This is a genomic window from Streptomyces sp. NPDC001401 (genome assembly GCF_042895385.1).
Taxonomy (GTDB): Bacteria; Actinomycetota; Actinomycetes; order Streptomycetales; family Streptomycetaceae; genus Streptomyces.
Genome location: NZ_JBIAWI010000002.1, coordinates 163,225 through 183,182, shown reverse-complemented (window position 1 = coordinate 183,182; position 19,958 = coordinate 163,225). Strand labels below are relative to the sequence as shown.

The following is a 19,958-nucleotide window of genomic DNA, read 5'->3' as shown; positions in this document are numbered from 1 at the left end:
ATGCATGCCACACCCCCTACGGCAGTTCCGGCACGTCCACGTACCGTCGTGGGTATGAGCCCCACTCCCCCCGCACGCCGCCTGCGCCTCGGTCTGCCGAAGCGGGTGTTCTCGCAGGTGCTGCTGATGCAGGTGGCGATCGCCGCGGGAGTCGCGGTGCTCGCGACCGGGTTGTTCCTGGCACCGCTGAGCAAGCAGCTCGACCAGGAGGCGATGCGCCGGGCGCTGGCCATCGCCGAGACCACAGCCCAGGATCCGCAGATCGCCGAGGGGATCCTGAACACCCCGCCGAGCAGGAACGGCCCGGTGCAGAAGGAGGCCGAGCGGATCCGGCGGGCCACGCACGCCGAGTACATCGTGGTGCTGGACCGGAACTGGGTGCGCTGGTCGCACCCCACGGCGTCGGAGATAGGCCACATTGTCTCCACGAACCCCCGCGACGCCCTGGCCGGCAATGAGGTCATGGAGATCGACAAGGGCACCCTGGGCCGCTCGGCCCGCGGCAAAGTGCCGCTGCGGGACGCCGACGGCAAGATCATCGGGGCGGTCTCGGTCGGGATCAAGTACGACAGCGTGCGGGCCGACCTCATCGGCGCGATCCCTGGGCTGCTCGCCTACGCCGGCGGCGCACTGGCCGTCGGTGCGCTGGCCGCCTGGCTGATCTCGCGGCGGGTCCAGCGGCAGACCCGCGACCTGGCTTTCTCGGACATCTCGGCACTGCTCGCGGAGCGCGAGGCGATGCTGCACGGCATCCGTGAGGGCGTCGTCGCCCTGGACCGAACCGGTCGGATACGCCTCCTCAATGACGAGGCACACCGGCTGCTGAGCATCGATGCCGAGGCCGTCGGCCGGTCCCCCGACGAGGCGCTCGGCGAAGGACGTACGGCCGACATCCTGGCCGGCCGGGTGACGGGCACCGACCTGCTCACCGTGCGCGGCCAGCGCGTCCTGGTCGCCAACCGCATGCCCACCGACGACGGCGGCGCCGTGGCCACCCTGCGCGACCGCACCGAACTGGAGCAGCTCGGCCGGGAACTCGACTCGACGCGCGGCCTGATCGACGCCCTGCGAGCCCAGGACCACGAGCACGCCAACCGCATGCACACGCTCCTGGGGCTGCTCGAGCTGGACATGTACGACGACGCCGTGGAGTTCGTCGGGGAAGTGGTCGGTGACCACCGGGTCACGGCGGAACAGGTCACCGAGAAGATCCAGGACCCGCTGATCGCCGCTCTGCTGGTCGGCAAGGCGACGGTCGCGGCCGAGCGCGGCGTCGCCCTGTGGGTCTCGGACCGGACTCGGCTCCCGGACCGGTTGATCGACCCCAGGGGGCTCGTCACGATCGTCGGGAACCTGGTGGACAACGCGCTCGACGCGGTCGCCGGCACCCTCCACGCGCGCGTGGAGGTCGAGTTGCGCGCCGAAGGGCGTACCGCCGTCCTCAGGGTGCGCGACACGGGGCCCGGAATCCCTGCGGAACAACGCGAGTTGATCTTCACTGACGGATGGACCACGAAGGAGCCGCCGGCGCACCGCAAGCGCGGTATCGGCCTGTCCATGGTGCGCAGGCTGGCGGAGCGGCAGGGCGGCAGCGCGACGGTGGGTGAGGCGGACGGCGGCGGCGCGGAGTTCACCGTCGTCCTGCCGGAAGCGCTGACCGAGTCGGCGCCGGAGCCGGCCCTGACCGCAACCGGGGACATGCCCGTCAAGGAGGAGTCGCGATGATCGAGGTCCTGGTCGTGGACGACGACACCAGGGTCGCCCAGGTCAACGCCGCCTACGTCGAGAAGGTGCCGGGCTTCCACGTCGCCGGCGAGGCGCACAGCGCCGCCGAGGCGCTGCGTCAGCTGGAGGCGCTGCCCCGTCTGGACCTGGTCCTCATGGACCACTATCTGCCCGACGAAACGGGCCTGGCGGTCGTCCAGGAGATGCGCCGCCGCGGCCACCAGACCGACGTGATCATGGTGACGGCGGCCCGTGACGTGTCGACCGTGCAGGCCGCGATGCGGCACGGCGCGCTGCAGTACCTGGTCAAGCCGTTCGCCTTCGCGGGCCTGCGCGCCAAACTGGAGGCGTACGCGGAGCTGCGCCGCACGCTCGACGGCGGCGGCGAGGCGGAGCAGGCCCAGGTGGACCGTATCTTCGGCGCCCTGTCGGCGCCTTCGGAGCCGGGGCTGCCGAAGGGGCACTCCCCCACCACCGCGGAGTTGGTACGCCAGTCCCTGATGAGTGCCGAAGGCCCGCTGTCGGCCCAGGAGATCGCCGATCGGACGGGGGTCAGCCGTCAGACGGCCCAGCGCTACCTGAAGCTCCTGGAGCGCACGGGCCGGGCCCGGCTCACGCTGAAATACGGCGACGCGGGCCGCCCTGAACACCGTTATGTGTGGGCGACCCGCGCCTGAGGGCACGGCCGTTGGGGGCGGGGGAAGGGGCCGTGCCCCTTCCCTACATACGGATTCAGCCCGCGGCCTTCTCCACGAACTCGGTAGTGAACGTCTTGCTCAGATCCACCTTGGCGTTCTTGATGTTGGGGTTGAACGCCTTGAGGACCTTCTCGACGGTCTCGGGGCCGTTCTTGGGCATGACGCCGTCCTTGGTGAACATCGGCAGGGTGCTCTCGATGGCCGCTGCGTAGAGGACCTTGTTGCCCTGGGAGTAGTCGGCGGGCATCTTGTCGGCGATCTCGGTGGAGCTGTGGGTGGACATCCACTTGAGCGTCTTGACGAAGGCATTGACCATCTTCTGGACGGTGTCCTTGTGACTGTTGACCCAGTCCGTCTGCATGTACAGGCTTGACGACGGGTACGGTCCGCCCAGCGCCTCCTGGGATCCCTCCGGTGTCCGCATGTCGAGGAGGACCTTGCCCGCCTTCTTGTCCAGGACCGTGGCGACGGTCGGGTCGGTCGTCATGCCGCCGTCGATGGCACCCTTCTGGAGCGCCGCGATGAAGGTCGGTCCCGCTCCCACCGCGACCGGCGTGAAGTCGCTGACCTGCACCCCGTTCTTGACGGCAAGGTACTTGGTGAGGAAGTCGGTCGACGAGCCGAGACTGGTGATGCCGAGCTTCTTGCCCTTGAAGTCCTTGGGCGACTTGATGTCGCCCTCCGCCTTGCTGGAGACGATCTCCACCTCGCCGGGCGCGTGCGAGAACTGCACCACGGACTCCACGGCCTTGCCCTTGGTCTGCAGGTCAAGGGTGTGGTCGTAGAAGCCGACGGCTCCCTGGACCTGCCCGGAGACGAGCGCGGTCTCGGCCTGGACACCGGCGGGCTCGCTCAGCAGCTCCACGTCGAGGCCTTCGGCGTCGAAGTAGCCGAGCCGCTGGGCGAGCATGGCGGGCAGGTAGATGACCTTGTCGAGGCCACCGACCATGATCTTGACTTTCGTCCCCTTGCCATCGCCCTTGCTGGAGGCGGTGCCGGCCACGTCATTGGCACAGGCGGTGAGGGAGGAGAGGGCGAGCAGGCCGGCGGCGGCCAGGGTGGAGTATCTGGCGGTCTTGCGCATGAGGGTTCACGTCCTTGTGAGAGAGCTGTGCGGGGAAAGAGGCGGCTCGAGGCGGGGGTTCAGCTGTCGGAACCCGTCGGCTTCCACCGGAAGATGCGGCGCTCAGCGAAGGTCAGCAGCCCCTCCGCGGCGAGTGCGACAACGGCGAGGACGACCATCGCCGCGTACACACCGGCCGTGTTGAAGGTCCCCTGCGACTGCGAGATGAGCAGGCCGATGCCCTTGGTCGCGCCGAGGTACTCGCCGACGATGGCGCCGATGAGGGCGAAGCCGAAGCTGATATGAAGGCTGGTGAAGATCCACGAAGTCGCGGAGGGAATGACCACCTGGAGCGTCACCCTCCGATTGCTCGCGCCGAGGATCCGGGCGTTGGCCACGAGGTTGCGGTCGACCTCTCGGGCGCCCTGGAAGGCGTTGAAGAAGACCGGGAAGAAGACCAGGACGACGGCCGACGCGACCTTGGAGGCCGGACCGAGTCCGAACCAGATCATGAAGATCGGGGCAAGGACGATCCTGGGTATCGAGTTGAGCACCTTGATGTATGGACCAAGGACGTCGGCGAGGAAGGTGATCCGGCCGAGGACGATGCCGAACACGACACCGGCGATCACACCGAGGATCCAGCCGAGCAGCGCCTCGTACAGCGTGTACCAGATCTGCTCCCCCAGCGGCCCCTGCGCCGTCCCGTGCATCACCCAGGCGTAGACCTGGTCCCAGATCTTCGAGGGCATCGAGAAGTTGAACACATCGATGACCTTGGTCCGGGAGAACACCTCCCACAGCCCCAGGACCGCGACCAGGAGCAGCACGCGGGCAGCCATCACGGCGATCTTGCGTCTACGGGCGGCACGGGCGCGCGAATGAGCACGGTTCGTCTTGTTGCCGGACTCGGTCGTGGTCGGCGCGACCTGGGCGTCGGGGATGACATCAGGCGACATTGGCGGCACCCCTCTCACGGGTGATGCGGACCTCTTCGCCGAGGGACTCCCAGATCTCGCGGTAGATCTCGATGAACCGCGGCTCCAGGCGCACCGACTCGACCTTGCGCGGCCGCGGCAGGTCGATGTCGAAGACCTGCTTCACGGTGGCCGGCCCGGCCGTCATGACAACGACCTTGTCGGCCAGCGCGATCGACTCCTCCAGGTCGTGTGTGACGAAGACCACGGAGGCTCCCGTGCCCTCCCACAGCTCGAGCAGCTCGTCCGACATCAGCGCCCTGGTCTGCACGTCGAGCGCCGAGAAGGGCTCGTCCATCAGCAGGATCTCGGGATCGTTGACGAAGGTCGCGGCGAGCGCGACGCGCTTGCGCTGACCGCCCGAGAGCTGGTGCGGGTAACGGTCCTCGAAGGCCGCGAGCCCGACCCGGGCCAGCCACTCACGTGCCTTCTGCTTGGCCTCCGCCTTGGGCACACCGCGGAAACGCGGGCCCGCCATGACGTTCGACAGGACGGTACGCCAGGGAAAAGTGGCGTCCTGCTGGAAGACGAAACCGACCTTGTCGCCGACGCCGCGAACCGGCTCACCGGCGACCAGAACCTCGCCCTCGGTGGGCTCCTCCAACCCGCTGACCAGGGTCAACGTGGTCGACTTGCCGCACCCCGTGGGGCCGACGACCGCCACGAACTCGCCGCGCCCGACCGTGAGGTCCAGCTCCCTGACGGCCGTGTGCAAACCCCCCGACGGGGTCCTGAAGATCTTGCTCGCGCCCCGTAGCTGGATGGCGGGGCTGGTGTCTGCGCTCATGGCCGGGGACGGTAGATGTGGCCCGGGCCACAGCAGCAGCCTTGTGAGCGCATGCCGTTCTTTTGCTTGCAACAGCCTGTTGTGCTCGTTTTGCGCGCGCTACAACAGCGGAGCCGAAACACGGGCTTAACGCTCGCCAGGCCTTGACAGAAAGAGGCCCGATGATTGACGTCCTGGTCGTGGACGACGACTTCCGCGTTGCCGAGATCAACGCCAAGTACGTGGGAAAGGTTCCCGGCTTCCGGGTCGCCGCCCGCGCACACAGCGCTGCCCAGGCGCTGGCCAGCGTGCAGCGCGGGGCCATCGACCTGGTGCTGCTCGACCACTACCTGCCCGACCAGACGGGCCTCGAACTCGTCCACCGCATGCGGGAACAGGGCCACGGCACGGACGTCATCATGATCACCGCGGCCGGCGACGTGGCGACCGTGCAGGCCGCCATGCGCCTCGGCGCGCTGCACTATCTGGTCAAGCCCTTCACCTTCGCCGCCCTGCGCACTCGCCTGGACTCGTACGCCGCCCTGCGCCGCACCGTCGACCGGGTCGGGGGCCGCGGCATCGCCGGCCAGGAGCAGGTGGACCGGATCTTCGGCGCCCTGCGCACTGCGCCGGCGCCGTCGTCACCAGGCCTGCCCAGCGGCCACTCGGAACCGACGACCGACCTGATCTGCCGGGTCCTGCACCATGCCGAGCACCCGCTCTCGGCCCACGAAGTGGCCGCGGAGACCGGCCTGAGCCGCTCCACCGCCCAGCGCTACCTCCGCCACCTCGAACAGGCCGGCCGCCTCCGCCTCTCCCTCAAGTACGGCGACACGGGCCGCCCGGAACACCTGTACGCGTGGGTGGCGCCGTAGGCCGAAGACTGCGCTTTGCGCCGTACGACGGTGAAGGCAGCGTTCGCTACGCGGCCCCCGCCCCCGTCAGCGCCCGCACCTCGGTCTCGGCGTGCTTGGCCTCGTCGGGGACCTCGTCGGAGGTGACCGTGCCGAGCCAGCCCGCGAGGAAGCCCATCGGGATCGACACGAGGCCGGGGTTCTGGAGCGGGAAGTACTGGAAGTCGACGTCCGGGAACAGCGATTCCGGACTGCCCGACACCACCGGCGACAGCACGACGAGGGCGAGTGCGGGGACCAGCCCGCCGTATACGGCCCACACGGCACCGCGGGTGGTGAAGCCGCGCCAGAACAGCGAGTAGAGCAGCACCGGGAGGTTCGCGGACGCAGCGACTGCAAAGGCGAGGCCCACCAGGAACGCCACATTGAGGTCACGGGCAAGCAGACCGAGGGCGATCGCGACCACACCGATGCCCACCGAGGCGACGCGCGCCACGGCCACTTCGCTGCGCGGCTTGGCATGTCTGCGCCGCAGGGACGCGTACAGGTCGTGGGCCACGGACGCCGAGGAGGCGAGCGTGATCCCGGCAACCACCGCGAGGATCGTGGCGAAGGCGACGGCGGCGACAACCGCGAAGAGAACCGTTCCTGCTGTGGAGTTCGCACCGCCTCCCAGGGCGAGCGCAAGAAGCGGGACCGCTGTGTTCCCTGCCGCGTTCGACCCGCGTACCGCATCCGGCCCCACGATCGCGGCCGCCCCGAAGCCGAGGATGATCGTCATCAGATAGAAGCCGCCGATGAGCCCGATCGACCAGAGCACCGAGCACCGCGCCGCCCGGGCGGTGGGCACGGTGTAGAAGCGGGACAGGATGTGCGGCAGCCCTGCCGTGCCCAGCACCAGGGCGAGCCCCAGGCTGATGAAGTCACAGCGGGCGGTCCAGTCACCGCCGTACTTCAGCCCCGGGGCCAGGAACGCGTCGCCGTGACCACTGCGCGCGGCCGCCGTCAGCAGCAGCCGGTCGAAGTCGCCGTGGAACCGCAGCAGGACGAGTACGGTCAACGCGACCGTACCGGCGAGCAGCAGCACCGCCTTGACGATCTGGATCCAGGTGGTTGCCCGCATCCCTCCCAGCGACACATAGATCACCATGAGCGCGCCGACACCGATGACGGTCCACGCCCGCGCCGCCGCGCTCGTATCCCCGAGCAGCAGCGCGACCAGGCTGCCCGCCCCCACCATCTGCGCCACCAGATACAGAACGGACACGGTGACCGAGGAAGTTCCCGCCGCGATCCGCACGGGCCGCTCCTTCATACGCGCCGCGACCACGTCGGCGAGCGTGAACCGCCCGCAGTTGCGCACCAGTTCCGCGACGAGGAAGAGCACCAGCAGCCAGGCGACGAGGAAGCCGACCACGTACAGCAGCCCGTCGTATCCGAACAGCGCGATGAGCCCCGTGACGCCCAGGAAGGAAGCGGCCGACATGTAGTCGCCCGCGATGGCAAAACCATTTTCCATGGGTGAGAAAAGACGCCCGCCCGCGTAGAACTCCTCCGCCGAACCCTGCCGGTTGCGGCTCACCCACGTCGTGATCGCCAGCGTGATGGCGACGAACACGCTGAACAGAAACAGCGCCAGCGTCTGATGGCTGCCCGTCACGACGCACCGCCCCGGACGCCGCGCGCCAGTTCCTGCGTGTTCCACCGCAGTTCGAGCGCGGTCCGGTCCCGGCGCAGCCGCGCATGCCGGGCGTAGGCCCACGCGAACAGGAAGGTGGTGAGGAACTGCCCGAGCCCCGCTAGCATCGCCACGTTCACGGCGCCGGCAACGGGATGCGCCATCAACCCGGGCGCGGTCGTGGCGGTCACGACGTACCCCACGTACCAGACGAAGAAGACGGCGACTCCCGGCACCACGAACCTCCGGTAGCGACTGCGCACTTCCTGGAACGCCGCGCTGCGCTGCACCTCGAGGTACACGTCGGCCGCCTCGTCCTCGCTCGAGCGGCGCGCAGACCCGGCCTCGGGCACGAGGCCGCCGACGCCGTCCGACTCGCCCCAGCCGGAGGCAAGCGCGTCGTACCACGGGTCGTCGTACCTCGCACCCCCGGACGCCTCTGCGGGGGACGGGTCATGATCGCGGTGCTCGGCCGAACCATCGGCGTCACCCCCGCCTCCGCGGGGACGACCGTTGCTTGACTCCATGCCCAAGGATGGACAGAACGGGAAGATCCCCGACTCTCCTTCTCCGCGCTCTTCACCCCATCAGGTGACTCACCCCGCCGGTGGCCGCGCGAGCCCCTTTGCATACGCGTAACGCACGGCCTGGGCACGGTCCTTGAGCCCCGTCTTGGCGAAGAGGTTGTTGATGTGGGTCTTCACGGTTGCGGTGGAGACATGCAGCTTGCGGGCGATCTCCTGATTGCTGAGGCCTTCGGCGATCAGCAGCAGCACCTCGGTCTCGCGCGCGGTGAGCCCGTCCGGCGCCGCGGTCACGACCGCCGGCTGCGGCTCCGGGCCGGACAGCCGCTCCAGCAGCCGCCGTTGGATGCTCGGCGACAGCCCCGCGTCCCCGGACAGCACACTTTGCACGGCCCGTACGATCTCGTCCCCGCCCGCGTCCTTGGTGAGATAGCCCCGTGCCCCCGCCCGCAACGCCGGGAACAGAGACTCGTCGTCCGCGAACGTCGTGAGCACCACGACCTGCGTCCCGGGGTACTCCGCGCGAATGCGCCGGGTCGCCTCCACACCGTCGCAGCGCGGCATGCGCAGGTCCATCAGCACCACGTCCGGGGCGAGTTCCGCGACGAGTTGCACCGCCTCGTCCCCGTCCCCCGCGGCACCGACGACCTCGATCCCGGGCAACAGGCCCAGCAGCATCACGATGCCCTCACGCACAACGGTCTGGTCGTCCGCGACCACCACGCGCGCGGGCCGCTGCTCCGCCCCTTCCGTCATACGGGCACCTTCAGCGTCACCGCGAACCCCTCCTCGTCCGGCCCGGCCTCCAGCGAACCGCCCAACAGCTCGGCACGCTCGCGCATGCCCAGCAGACCGTACCCGGCGCCCGCCCCGGCGAGTTCGCCCGGTGAGCCGCCGGAGTCCCGTACATCCAGCGTCACTTGATGGTCGCCGTAGTCCAGACGCACCCGCACCTTGGCCCCCGGCGCGTGCTTGCGCACGTTCGTCAGGGCTTCCTGCGCGACCCTGCGCACGGCCTGCGACGCCTCTGCGGGCAGCCACCTGCGCTCACCCGTAATGGTGACCTCGGCACCGGCCGACGTACCGACGAGCTGTGAGAGGAAGTCCTCCAGCGGAGTCAGCTCTCCGCGCAGCGCGGAGAGCGCCTGCCGCGTCTCGTCGAGACCGTCACGAGCCATGCCCCTTGCTGCCACCACTCGCTCCAGAATCCGCTCCCGTCCGGCGCCCCGCTCGATCAGCAGTCGGGCCGCCTCCAGGTGCACGAGCTGGGCCGAGAGGCTGTGCGCCAGCACGTCATGGATCTCACGCGCGATGCGGGCCCGCTCCGCGAGCGCCGCCGACTCGGCCTCGGCGGCCCGGGCGGCCCGCTCCTGGGCGAGGAGCCGCTGAGCGTTGCCGCGGGCCTCCGCGTCGAGGCGCAGCACATAGCCGCCCAGCGCCAGGCCGACCATCGTGGCGGCGGTGGTGAGCCACGCGTCGTTGTTGACGGTGGCGTACGCCTGGAAAGAGACCCAGGTGACCGGGAGCGCGGCTGCCAGGGGAAGCCGCTCCAGCGCGATGACGCCGCAGCCGCACCAGATGACGAGGGCCGGTACGCGGAACCCGGTGACCTGTGCCACGACCGCGATGGCGACAAGGAGGAAGGCCAGGGCGAGGGACGGCACGAGCCGGTGGGCCAGCGTGGTGCGGTAGAGGCCCCAGGACGCGGCCGCTGCCACGAACACCACCATGGCGGCCACCGCCATGCCCCAGCCGTGGACATGGCCGCTGGTGAAGGCGCTCCACAGCAGCATGGCGAGCGCGAGGAGCCTCGTCGCCCAGGCGAGTACCCTCCGGGGCGGGGTGAGCCCCTCGCGCCCCAGCGCCTCCCTCGAGGGCCAGCGCGTCCAGGCGTTCTGTGTCACACACGCTCCTTCCGCGCGGACCAGGCCGTGGAGTCACGGTACGCCGGGGTCGTGCCCACTGCCGGGGCGATGGACTGGGCCCGCCAGAGCAGGATCCCGGAGCGGACCAGGAGGGTGCCGGCGAGCGCGAGGAGCAGGGCGGAGCTGTCCTGGTGCACGCCGACCAGGGTGCCGAGCGCGAAGAGGCCGACGCGCAGGGCGATGCCGACGATCCAGACAGACACGCTCGCCTTGGTGCTCTTGCTCCACACGGAGCCGTCCGGCTCCGCCCATATGCGGGTCGTCCAGGCCCAGCCGGCCCCAGTGGCAAGACCGATGAGCAGTTCGGCGCCGAGCAGGACGACCGACTCCGTGCGGTGGTGGACATCGACGATGCCGGGCTCGCGCAGCGCCACGACCGCGAGGATCACGGGCAGGAGCCACCAGCGCCTGCCCACGCCGATCTGCTGCGCGCGGAACTGTCGCACGAGTACGAGGACGACGACAGCCGCGATCACCAGCCCGTTGACGAGCCCGGACATCAGAGCCTCCGTGAGCGAAGAGGGGAGCCGGCAGCGAGTGCTGTCGACGCCTTCGACGCTACGGACATTCGCAGGCCGGCAGATCGGAGCAGGGGTGGATCGTGGGTGGATCCGCAAACCGCCACGGGCTCCACCCACGGGTGGAGCCCCACGACCACCCCGCCCGGTCCGGGCAGGCCATCAGCCGCGAGCCGGCCGCCTCGGCCCCAGACCGTCGATCCGACCTGGGCGGGCATCTGTCACACGCCCTGCCTCCGGCCCAAGCCGAGCGCAGCGGCTACGCGTCGATGCGCGACCGGTCCAGCGTTGCCGCCGAGCTGGAGATGAACTCCTTGCGCGGCGCCACGTCGTTGCCCATCAGCAGATCGAAGACCGTCTCGGCCGAGTCCAGGTCGGAGAGGTTGATCCGGCGCAGGGTGCGGTGGCGCGGGTCCATCGTCGTCTCGGCCAGCTGGTCGGCGTCCATCTCACCGAGACCCTTGTAGCGCTGGATGGAGTCCTTGTACCGGATGCCCTTGCTCTGGAACTCCAGCAGCTTGTCGCGCAGTTCGCGGTCCGAGTACGTGTAGACGTACTTGTCCTGGCCCTTCTTCGGCTGGACGATCTCGATGCGGTGCAGCGGCGGCACCGCGGCGAACACCCGCCCGGCCTCGACCATGGGCCGCATGTACCGGTGGAACAGGGTCAGCAGCAGGGTCCGGATGTGCGAGCCGTCGACGTCGGCGTCGGTCATCATGATGATCTTGCCGTAGCGGGCCGCGTCGATGTCGAACGTCCGGCCCGAGCCGGCTCCTATGACCTGGATGATCGCGCCGCACTCGGCGTTCTTGAGCATGTCGGTCACAGACGACTTCTGGACGTTGAGGATCTTGCCGCGGATCGGCAGCAGCGCCTGGAACTCGGAGTTCCGCGCGAGCTTGGCCGTACCGAGCGCGGAGTCTCCCTCGACGATGAACAGCTCGCTGCGGTCCACGTCGTCGCTGCGGCAGTCGGCGAGCTTCGCGGGCAGCGACGAGGACTCCAGAGCCGTCTTCCTGCGCTGGGCATCCTTGTGCTGGCGGGCCGCGATGCGCGTCCGGGCGGCGGCGACGGCCTTCTCCATGACCACCCGGGCCTGCGCGGCGGCATCCCGCTTGGTCGAGGTCAGGAACGCCTTGAGTTCCTTGGAGATCACGGTACTCACGATGCGACGGGCCGCCGAGGTGCCGAGGACCTCCTTGGTCTGGCCCTCGAACTGGGGCTCGGCGAGGCGGACGGTGACGACCGCGGTGAGGCCCTCCAGGGCGTCGTCCTTGACGATGTCGTCCTCGGCGACGCGCAGCAGCTTCTTCGCGCGCAGCACCTCGTTCATCGTCTTGGTGACCGCCTGCTCGAAGCCGGCAACGTGGGTGCCCCCCTTGGGGGTGGCGATGATGTTGACGAACGACTTCAGGGTCGTGTCGTAGCCGGTGCCCCAGCGCATTGCGACGTCGACGCCGAGTTCGCGGGTGACCTCGGTGGGCGTCATCTGGCCGTGGTCGTCCAGGACCGGGACCGTCTCCTTGAAGCTGCCCTGGCCGGAGAAGCGGAGGACGTCGTTGACCGGCTTGTCGCTCGCCAGGTACTCGCAGAACTCGCTGATGCCGCCGTCGAAGCGGAAGGACTCCTCACCCTTGCTGCCGCCCTCGCCGAGCCCGAACTCGTCGCGGACGACGATGGTCAGGCCGGGCACCAGGAACGCCGTCTGACGGGCACGCTGGTGCAGGTTCTCCAGGGAGAGCTTGGCGTCCTTGAGGAAGATCTGACGGTCGGCCCAGTAACGCACGCGCGTGCCGTTGCGGGTCTTGGGGATCCGCTTGGCCTTGCGCAGCCCGCTGGCGGCCTCGAACTTGGCGTCGGGGCCATTCGCGGCGAAGGCACCCGGCACGCCGCGGCGGAAGCTGATCGCGTGGGTGTGGCCGCCGCGGTCGACTTCGACATCCAGGCGGGCGGACAGGGCGTTCACCACGGAGGCGCCCACACCGTGCAGACCGCCGGAGGCGGCGTAGGAGCCGCCGCCGAACTTGCCGCCGGCGTGCAGCTTGGTCATGACGACCTCGACACCGGAGAGGCCCGTCTTGGGCTCGACGTCGACGGGGATGCCCCGGCCGTTGTCCCGGACCTCCACCGAGCCGTCGTCGTGGAGGATCACCTCGATGTGGTCGCAGTAGTTCCCGAGAGCTTCGTCGACGGAGTTGTCGATGATCTCCCACAGGCAGTGCATCAGACCGCGGCTGTCGGTCGACCCGATGTACATGCCCGGGCGCTTGCGCACGGCCTCGAGCCCCTCGAGGACGAGCAGGTGCCGCGCGGTGTAGTTGGAACCGTCCCGGTCTGCTCCTGCCAGCAGCGCTGTGGACGGCACGGACGTCTCGGCGGTCACGCGGTTCGCTCCTCGCTGAATTTCAGGTGGGGCCCTTGTGGGTAAGGGCGCGGCTTCGGTCGCCGTCAAGAGGGTACCGAGGCCTGGTAGAGCCGTTGTAACGCCACCCTCGTCTGTAGTTAAGACTAGTCCAGAGTCGCATACACGTTCGATCCCTCGATGGAGTGAAGTACATATCACGTTCCCTTCCAGGCATGAACCATTTAGGCTCCGGGCACGTCCTCATGAACAACCGGCAAGCCAGCCGGGAGGACCAGACATTGACAAACTGCGCGAACCCGTACGACACACAGACACGCAATACGGCACATTCGCCGCCAACCGGCAGCAGACAGCCGGCCTCGAAAGATTTTTTCGAGGAAAAGCCCGGGGCGGGAACGTTTTAGGGCTGGTTGGATGTTGACCCTGGTACGACAGCTCGTCGAGCTAGAGAAGAGGCGACGTGACTACTGTTCTGACCCCCGCGAGCCCCCTGACGGCCGCCGATCGCTGCGACCGCTGCGGAGCGCAGGCCTACGTGCGCGTTGTCCTGCTCAGCGGCGGCGAACTGCTCTTCTGCGCCCACCACGGCCGCAAGTTCGAGCCGGAACTCAAGAAGATCGCCGCTGAGATACAGGACGAGACGGAGCGGCTGACCTCCGTTCCGGCATCCGCCTCCGAAGAAGAGCGCTGATACCTCGCATCCACGACGAGCCAGCTCCGGCACAGGCCGGTGTACGGGCGGCGCGGCCCCTCTTTCAGGGACCGCGCCGCCCGCGCTCGTACCGGAGATGGCCGCTCAGGCTCTGTCAGCGCCCGCTCCGTCGGCCCAGCGCTCGTAGGGCCTCGGACACGCGCGTGTAGACGCCGGGGCTGCCCGCACGGCCGCAGCCGCTCCCCCAGGACACCAGCCCGATGAGCTTGCCCTGGGCGACGAGAGGCCCGCCGCTGTCGCCCTGGCAGGCGTCGTGGCCACCTGCGGCCTCCCCGGCGCACAACATGCTCTTGGCCAGGTACGTGCCGTCGGCGCTGCCCGGATACGCCTCCTCGCACCGGGCGTCGGGCAGCACGTGCACCCGTGTCGCCCGCAGACTGTGTGCGTAATCACCGCCACCGGTGAGGTCCCCCCACCCGGAGACCGTCGCGCTCGTACCCGGCTTGTACGCAGGATCGCCGGCCGCCGCCATCCCGATGACCGAGCTGCGTGGCAGCGGTCTGGCGAGAGTGAGCACGGCGAAGTCCTCGGCGTTGCTGTCGCTGTCGAAGGTCGGATTCACCCGGACGTTACGCACCGAGATCTCCCGGCCGCGGCCCGAGAGCAGGTCCGTACGGTTCGCGATGACCTTGAGGTCGTGGACACGCTCCGGCGGCGCCCCCAGGACGTCCTCGCCCATGCAGTGGGCCGCGGTGAGCACGGTCGTACGACTGATGGCCACACCGCCGCAGAACTGCCCCGCACGCGTACCCCCGAACCGGTCACGGCTGGACAGTGCCACCGTCCACGGACTCTCGGACACGTCGATCGGGAAACTCCCTATGACAACGCTGTCGGCGGCCACGGGGGAAGTGGAAAGCAACGGTATTGCGGTCGCCGCGGCCACAAGGGCCAGCGGCCGGGCCAGGGCCCGGACAAAGGGACGGCGCATACAGGCTCCTCACTCTGGGATGGTCGTGGGAGACCCAGAGTGATCCAGCCCGCCACACCCCGCACCTGCGCGACAGCACGAGAAGGCCCGGTTCCCCACGAGGGAGAACCGGGCCTTCGGTGTCGTACGACGGCGACCTAGTCGAGGTAGTCGCGCAGCACCTGCGAACGCGACGGGTGGCGCAGCTTCGACATGGTCTTGGACTCGATCTGGCGGATTCGCTCGCGCGTGACGCCGTACACCTTGCCGATCTCGTCGAGGGTCTTCGGCTGACCGTCGGTGAGACCGAAGCGCATCGAGACGACGCCCGCCTCGCGCTCGGACAGGGTGTCGAGCACGGAGTGCAGCTGCTCCTGCAGGAGCGTGAAGCTGACCGCGTCGGCCGGAACGACCGCCTCGGAGTCCTCGATGAGGTCACCGAACTCGCTGTCGCCGTCCTCGCCCAGCGGGGTGTGCAGCGAGATGGGCTCGCGGCCGTACTTCTGGACCTCGATGACCTTCTCCGGGGTCATGTCGAGTTCCTTGGCCAGCTCCTCCGGGGTGGGCTCGCGGCCCAGGTCCTGGAGCATCTGGCGCTGCACGCGCGCGAGCTTGTTGATGACCTCGACCATGTGCACCGGGATACGGATGGTGCGGGCCTGGTCGGCCATGGCGCGGGTGATCGCCTGACGGATCCACCAGGTGGCGTACGTGGAGAACTTGTAGCCCTTGGTGTAGTCGAACTTCTCGACCGCGCGGATCAGACCGAGGTTGCCCTCCTGGATGAGGTCCAGGAAGAGCATGCCGCGGCCGGTGTAGCGCTTGGCCAGGGAGACCACCAGACGGAGGTTGGCCTCCAGGAGGTGGTTCTTGGCGCGGCGCCCGTCCTCGGCGATGATCTCCAGCTCGCGCTTGAGCTTGGGGGCGAGCTTGTCGGCGTTGGACAGCTTGTCCTCGGCGAACAGACCGGCCTCGATGCGCTTGGCGAGCTCGACCTCCTGCTCGGCGTTGAGCAGCGGGACCTTGCCGATCTGCTTGAGGTAGTCCTTGACCGGGTCGGCGGTGGCACCGGCGGCCGCGACCTGCTGCGCCGGCGCGTCGTCCTCGTCCTCGTCGGAGAGCACGAAGCCCGCGCTCTCGGCGCCCTCGGGCTCGTCGGCGCCCTTGGGGGTGTCCTCGAGCACCTCCTCCTCGATGACTTCGCCGTCGTCCTTCTTGGCACTGGTCTTCTTGGCCGCCGCCTTCTTGGCGACCGTCTTCTTCGCGGGCGCCGTCTTCTTGGCGACCGCCTTCTTCGCAGCGACCTTCGTGGCGTCGTCCTCGACGGGCGCGTCGGCGGCGGGCGCCTCGGGGGTGGCAGTGGCAGTGGCCTTCTTGGTGGTCACCGTCTTTGCCGCGACCGTCTTGGTGGCGGTGCGCTTGGCCGGACTCTTCGCTGCGACGCTCTTTCGGGTGCGCTTGGGCTCCGCGGCACTGACCATCAGCGTCACACCCTCTTCCTCGAGGATCTGGTTGAGGCTGCGCAGTACGTTCTTCCACTGAGTGGCCGGAATCTGGTCAGCTTCGAAGGCCCGACGCACATCGTCGCCGGCGATCTGCCCCTCAGCCTTTCCCCGCTCAATGAGAGCCATGACAGAGACGGACTCGGCGATCTCCGGCGGGAGCGTACGGGATGTGCTGGCCGACACGAACAACCTCTCGGAACGTTGGAAAACGGCTTCCGGCCCCGTCCAGGACGGACAGGAGCCGACCGCCGGCTTGGGGATTGGGCCGACGGCGCGGGCGGGGGCCGGGAAGATGCACAGCGCCGCAAACGGCGTCCGTATTCCCTCCTCGGCTGTCACCTCTTAGGTCATCGCGCTGTTTCCCCGAGTGTTACGCCCAATCTGCGTGGTCCGAGTCACACCCTGTAAGCGCTCAAAAACGGTCATATGCGGATAGATGTGGTTACCAATGGGTGAGACTGGGGCTCTCTCAAGGTTGCCACAGCCCGTGGCGCCGTCGGACCCCGCAGGATCCCGGAGATCCTGCGGGGTCCGACGGAGGCGGTTCGGCGGCCGAGCCATGCCCCAGGAGGGGGAGGCATCTCCCGGCCGCGCCGCCCGCGGGGTGCGGTCAGTGTTCGCGCGGCGCGGGCACCACGCGCTCCACCTCGGGGTGGACGGTGAGCAGTTGACGCATGGCCGACTCGGCCGCCGTACCGTCCCCCGCGCCGAGAGCGTCGACGATCCTGCCGTGGTGCGCCAGAGACGTCTCGTTCGGCCGGTCGCAGCCGGTGACCGGGCCGCCGGAGACCTGGAGGGCGGCCGAGACGATCCCGGAGAGGTGCTCCAGCATCCGGTTGCCCGCAACCTGGATGAGCAGGGAATGGAACTCGGCGTCGGCGCGGGAGAAGGTGATGGCGTCACCCTGCCCCATGGCGTGGCCCATGATCTCGACCATGTCGGCGAGCCGCTGCTGGACGTCCTCGCGCCCGTGCCCCGCGGCGAGGCGGGCCGCGAGCGGTTCGATCGTCCAGCGCAGTTCGCTCAGCTCGCGGCGCTGGTCGTCGCGCTGCGGCCCGAAGGCGCGCCATTCGATGATGTCCGGATCGAGGAGGTTCCAGTCGCTGACCGGGCGCACACGCGTGCCGACGTTCGGCCGGGCGCTGACCAGGCCCTTGGCCTCCAGGACACGGAGCGACTCACGGACGACGGTGCGGGAGACCTCGAAACGCTGGCCGATCTCTTCGGGCACCAGCGGACGGTCGGCGCCCAGATCGCCGGAAACGATCATCTGGCCCAGCTGCTGGACGAGTTGGCCGTGCAGCCCGCGTCCGCGGCTGCCCGCGGCGCGCCGGCCCACGCGGCCCAGCTCCGGGTCCGCGCTCTCCCAGGCGGGGGCTCCGACGCGGTCGACCACGTGGGCCTCGGCGTAGGGGTAGCGGTCGAGATCGCCCGGGCCGGCCAGACCGGAGTCGGCGGAGCGGGCGGCGGTCATCATGGTGTGCGCAAGGGTACTCACGGATCCTTTGTCGGCGCCGTCTCCAACTCCCTTGAGGTCTTTGGTGAAAAGCACACGAAAGGGTGATCGCTCACCCCGTCGCAATTGACGCCTTATCGGAAAGAAATGGGCTTTCCCCAGGGAGTTGCGCACAGGGTGGGACGAAAGCGCGCGGGCTGTCGTCATCGGACCCTGCTGCGCAAGGTGGTGAGCAGATACGCGCAGAGCAGAGCGGTGAGCGACAACGTCAGGGCACCGCCCACGGGTTGGGCGATCACCCTCGCCACGGCCGACAGATAGCGCTCTCCCCCGAAGGGCCACTGCAGCAGGAACACCTCGCGCAACCGCAGCGGAAGCCCGGCCGCCATCCGCACGGACGATCCCGCCAAGGCCTTCTGTACGAGCGGAACGACGAGGACCGGTACGGAGATCACGGCCGCCAGTCCTGCCGTGGTGGACCGGAAGACGCCGGCGGCCAGCACTCCGGCCCAGGCACATCCGACGACCAGCCCGAGCCAACTGGCGCTCAGCGAAAGCCAGTCCGCGGGAACTTGCATGAGCTCCCGTCCGTAGACGAGGTAGAGCGCTTCGGCGTCGCAGCCGACCGTGAGGAAGGCCAGCATCAGCGCGGTGGCCGTGGCGACGAGGAGTTTTGCGGCGAGCAGCCCCAGCCGACGGGGCACGGTGCCACGGTCCACCGCAAGCGCGGGGTGGCGGAACTCGTCGCCGAAAGCCAGCGCGCCGAGGAGTCCCGCACCGAGCGCGGCGGGCGGCAGCGGCAGCTCGCGCGGCCACGCGGCCAGCAGGCGCGACTGCGGGGTGTGTCCGATCCGGGCCAGGAGGACGGCGGCGAGGGCGGACACGACGAGCACGATGGCCCCGGTGACGAACCCCGTGCCGATGCCGGCGGCGCGACGGATTTCGTAGCGCAGAGGGCGGAGGGGACTGGGAGCCGGGCGGACGGAGATGGGAGGCGGAAGGGAGGGCGGGCTGTCGAGGGCGCCGGCTTCGGTCGGGCGTACGGCCGGCGTCGGGGCGCGCCCGGAAGCCACACGCGACTGGGGTGCGGTGACAGGTGACTTCGGCGCGTCGGCGCTGCGGGGCGCGTCGGCCGGTGCCGGGGATTGCGCTTCGCGGGACGCATCAGCGCGAGTGAGGGAGCTCGGTGAGGCGTCTCCCTGCCGGGACGCTTCAGCCGGGGCCGAGTGGTGCGGTGCCGCGCCGGGCTCCGGGGCCCCGTCCGCCGTGCGCGGCTCCGACACCTGCGGCTCGTCGGCGGCTTCCGGCCCGCCGACGGGGGGTTCCACCGCACCGGGCCCCATGTCCCCGATCTCGTCGGCGAGTTGATGTACGAGGATGCCGTGGCGGAACGCGGTCTCTCCGACGTCGGCACAACTACTGCCGTACACGGAGAGGCGGTTGCCGCCCTCGTGTACGACTTCGACGGAGCGATGCGCGGTGCGGGCCTCCTTGGTGAGCAGGGCGGCGAGGCGCACGACGTGCGGGCTGCGGACGGCGACACGGGGGCGCAGCCGGGTGCGGGCGAAGTCGTCGGCGACCTGGTCGGCGACGAGCCTGCCCCGCTCCAGCGTGACGACCCGGTCGGCGCTGCGCGCGGCCTCCTTGGGGTCGGCCGTGGTGAACAGGACCGTGCCGCCCTGGGCCGCGTGCGCGCGCAGCATGCCGTACAGCCAGCGGGCCTCGCGGGTGGAGAGCCCGCCGGCGGGGTTGTCGAGTACGAGTGTGTGCGGGTCGGACAGCAGCGCGCAGGCCAGGCCGAGGCGGCGGTCCATGCCGCGCGAGAGGGTGCCCAGGCGTTCGTCGCGCAGGCTGACGAGGCCGACCACCTCGAGGACCTCGTCGGCCCGGCGGGCGGGGACTCCCGCGGCGGCGCACAGCATGCGGAGATGGCCGCGGACGGTACGAGCGGGGTGCCCCGGTACATCACCCAGGAACACGCCGACTTCGCGCCCCGGATGGGCGATGCGGTGCAGGGGGCGGCCCTTGAAGTAGGTGATGCCACGGCCCTGTTGGAGTTCGAGCATGAGTTTGAGTGCGGTCGTCTTGCCCGCTCCCGGCGCGCCGAGCAGCGCGGTGACGCGGCCTGCGCGTACGTCGAAGGAGACGTCGTCGACGGCGGGCGGAAGCTCCTTGCGGGGACTGCTGGTCAATCCGTAGGCCTGGATCACCCGAAGCAAGATAGCGCGCTATGTCCGATTTTTCGGGTATAGCGTGGCCCGCTCTGCAGGCCGCGGCCGGTC

At 69.5% G+C, this 19,958-nt stretch carries 17 protein-coding genes; 4 read left to right on the top strand and 13 right to left on the bottom strand.

From position 1 onward, the window contains the following. The first annotated feature begins 54 nt into the window (after nt 1-54). Both ACFY10_RS08535 and ACFY10_RS08530 read left to right on the top strand, forming a co-directional pair. Nucleotides 55-1,725 (top strand): ATP-binding protein, encoded by a 1,671-nt coding sequence (locus ACFY10_RS08535; protein ID WP_390664311.1) that lies wholly within the window; start codon nt 55-57, stop codon nt 1,723-1,725. Further along, nucleotides 1,722-2,402 (top strand): response regulator, encoded by a 681-nt coding sequence (locus tag ACFY10_RS08530; RefSeq protein WP_390664310.1) that lies wholly within the window; start codon nt 1,722-1,724, stop codon nt 2,400-2,402. The genes ACFY10_RS08535 and ACFY10_RS08530 overlap by 4 nt, the downstream gene beginning before the upstream one ends. 55 nt (nt 2,403-2,457) lie before the next feature. Here ACFY10_RS08530 and ACFY10_RS08525 read toward each other — a convergent pair whose 3' ends face one another. The 3 genes from ACFY10_RS08525 to ACFY10_RS08515 are packed head-to-tail and all read right to left on the bottom strand — an operon-like array spanning nt 2,458 to nt 5,250. Next, complete coding sequence (locus ACFY10_RS08525) at nt 2,458-3,507, bottom strand: ABC transporter substrate-binding protein (RefSeq protein WP_390664309.1); 1,050 nt, start codon at nt 3,505-3,507, stop codon at nt 2,458-2,460. A 59-nt stretch (nt 3,508-3,566) separates the two neighbouring features. Beyond that, nucleotides 3,567-4,445, bottom strand: a complete 879-nt coding sequence (locus ACFY10_RS08520; protein ID WP_390664308.1) for an ABC transporter permease — start codon at nt 4,443-4,445, stop codon at nt 3,567-3,569. After that, nucleotides 4,435-5,250: an ABC transporter ATP-binding protein gene (locus ACFY10_RS08515; RefSeq protein WP_099931808.1), complete on the bottom strand. Its 816-nt coding sequence runs from the start codon at nt 5,248-5,250 to the stop codon at nt 4,435-4,437. Before ACFY10_RS08515 ends, ACFY10_RS08520 begins: the two co-directional genes overlap by 11 nt. Nucleotides 5,251-5,411: 161 nt before the next feature. Between ACFY10_RS08515 and ACFY10_RS08510 the strand changes: the two genes are divergently transcribed. Next, nucleotides 5,412-6,104 (top strand): response regulator, encoded by a 693-nt coding sequence (locus ACFY10_RS08510; RefSeq protein ID WP_390664307.1) that lies wholly within the window; start codon nt 5,412-5,414, stop codon nt 6,102-6,104. Between the two features lie 46 nt (nt 6,105-6,150). Here the strand turns inward: ACFY10_RS08510 and ACFY10_RS08505 are convergent, their stop codons facing one another. The 6 genes from ACFY10_RS08505 to ACFY10_RS08480 all read right to left on the bottom strand — a co-directional run bounded on the left by ACFY10_RS08505 (nt 6,151) and on the right by ACFY10_RS08480 (nt 13,111). Beyond that, nucleotides 6,151-7,743, bottom strand: coding sequence for a cation acetate symporter (locus ACFY10_RS08505; RefSeq protein ID WP_390664306.1), 1,593 nt, complete (start codon nt 7,741-7,743; stop codon nt 6,151-6,153). Continuing rightward, entirely contained in the window at nt 7,740-8,288 is a 549-nt protein-coding gene (locus tag ACFY10_RS08500; protein ID WP_390664305.1) for a DUF485 domain-containing protein, read from the bottom strand. Before ACFY10_RS08500 ends, ACFY10_RS08505 begins: the two co-directional genes overlap by 4 nt. A 69-nt stretch (nt 8,289-8,357) precedes the next feature. Then, on the bottom strand, nt 8,358-9,041 hold the full coding sequence (locus tag ACFY10_RS08495; protein WP_390664304.1) for a response regulator: 684 nt from the start codon (nt 9,039-9,041) through the stop codon (nt 8,358-8,360). Then, nucleotides 9,038-10,189: a sensor histidine kinase gene (locus ACFY10_RS08490; RefSeq protein WP_390664303.1), complete on the bottom strand. Its 1,152-nt coding sequence runs from the start codon at nt 10,187-10,189 to the stop codon at nt 9,038-9,040. Before ACFY10_RS08490 ends, ACFY10_RS08495 begins: the two co-directional genes overlap by 4 nt. Further along, the gene (locus tag ACFY10_RS08485; RefSeq protein WP_390664302.1) at nt 10,186-10,710 is read right to left on the bottom strand and encodes a DUF1453 domain-containing protein; all 525 of its coding nucleotides are present in this window, start codon (nt 10,708-10,710) and stop codon (nt 10,186-10,188) included. Before ACFY10_RS08485 ends, ACFY10_RS08490 begins: the two co-directional genes overlap by 4 nt. Before the next feature lie 277 nt (nt 10,711-10,987). After that, the gene (locus tag ACFY10_RS08480) at nt 10,988-13,111 is read right to left on the bottom strand and encodes a type IIA DNA topoisomerase subunit B (RefSeq protein WP_390664301.1); all 2,124 of its coding nucleotides are present in this window, start codon (nt 13,109-13,111) and stop codon (nt 10,988-10,990) included. A 442-nt stretch (nt 13,112-13,553) separates the two neighbouring features. On the opposite strand from ACFY10_RS08480, the gene ACFY10_RS08475 reads away from it, so the two are divergent. Continuing rightward, nucleotides 13,554-13,784, top strand: a complete 231-nt coding sequence (locus ACFY10_RS08475; protein ID WP_030945102.1) for a hypothetical protein — start codon at nt 13,554-13,556, stop codon at nt 13,782-13,784. 115 nt (nt 13,785-13,899) lie between these two features. Here ACFY10_RS08475 and ACFY10_RS08470 read toward each other — a convergent pair whose 3' ends face one another. From ACFY10_RS08470 to ACFY10_RS08455, 4 genes are all read right to left on the bottom strand, one after another. Then, the gene (locus tag ACFY10_RS08470) at nt 13,900-14,736 is read right to left on the bottom strand and encodes a S1 family peptidase (protein ID WP_390664300.1); all 837 of its coding nucleotides are present in this window, start codon (nt 14,734-14,736) and stop codon (nt 13,900-13,902) included. A gap of 137 nt (nt 14,737-14,873) precedes the next feature. Beyond that, on the bottom strand, nt 14,874-16,403 hold the full coding sequence (locus ACFY10_RS08465; protein ID WP_390664299.1) for an RNA polymerase sigma factor: 1,530 nt from the start codon (nt 16,401-16,403) through the stop codon (nt 14,874-14,876). A 427-nt stretch (nt 16,404-16,830) separates the two neighbouring features. Further along, complete coding sequence (locus tag ACFY10_RS08460; protein ID WP_123967933.1) at nt 16,831-17,718, bottom strand: FadR/GntR family transcriptional regulator; 888 nt, start codon at nt 17,716-17,718, stop codon at nt 16,831-16,833. 161 nt (nt 17,719-17,879) lie between these two features. Further along, nucleotides 17,880-19,886: an ATP-binding cassette domain-containing protein gene (locus tag ACFY10_RS08455; protein ID WP_390664298.1), complete on the bottom strand. Its 2,007-nt coding sequence runs from the start codon at nt 19,884-19,886 to the stop codon at nt 17,880-17,882. Nucleotides 19,887-19,958 lie beyond the last annotated feature (72 nt).

Bases quoted from the DNA above. Each gene is read 5' to 3' on its own strand.
- ACFY10_RS08470 (WP_390664300.1), bottom strand. From the start codon at position 14,736: ATGCGCCGTCCCTTTGTCCGGGCCCTGGCCCGGCCGCTGGCCCTTGTG.
- ACFY10_RS08500 (WP_390664305.1), bottom strand. From the start codon at position 8,288: ATGGAGTCAAGCAACGGTCGTCCCCGCGGAGGCGGGGGTGACGCCGAT.
- ACFY10_RS08510 (WP_390664307.1), top strand. From the start codon at position 5,412: ATGATTGACGTCCTGGTCGTGGACGACGACTTCCGCGTTGCCGAGATC.
- ACFY10_RS08535 (WP_390664311.1), top strand. From the start codon at position 55: ATGAGCCCCACTCCCCCCGCACGCCGCCTGCGCCTCGGTCTGCCGAAG.
- ACFY10_RS08525 (WP_390664309.1), bottom strand. From the start codon at position 3,507: ATGCGCAAGACCGCCAGATACTCCACCCTGGCCGCCGCCGGCCTGCTC.
- ACFY10_RS08530 (WP_390664310.1), top strand. From the start codon at position 1,722: ATGATCGAGGTCCTGGTCGTGGACGACGACACCAGGGTCGCCCAGGTC.
- ACFY10_RS08485 (WP_390664302.1), bottom strand. From the start codon at position 10,710: ATGTCCGGGCTCGTCAACGGGCTGGTGATCGCGGCTGTCGTCGTCCTC.
- ACFY10_RS08520 (WP_390664308.1), bottom strand. From the start codon at position 4,445: ATGTCGCCTGATGTCATCCCCGACGCCCAGGTCGCGCCGACCACGACC.
- ACFY10_RS08515 (WP_099931808.1), bottom strand. From the start codon at position 5,250: ATGAGCGCAGACACCAGCCCCGCCATCCAGCTACGGGGCGCGAGCAAG.
- ACFY10_RS08495 (WP_390664304.1), bottom strand. From the start codon at position 9,041: ATGACGGAAGGGGCGGAGCAGCGGCCCGCGCGCGTGGTGGTCGCGGAC.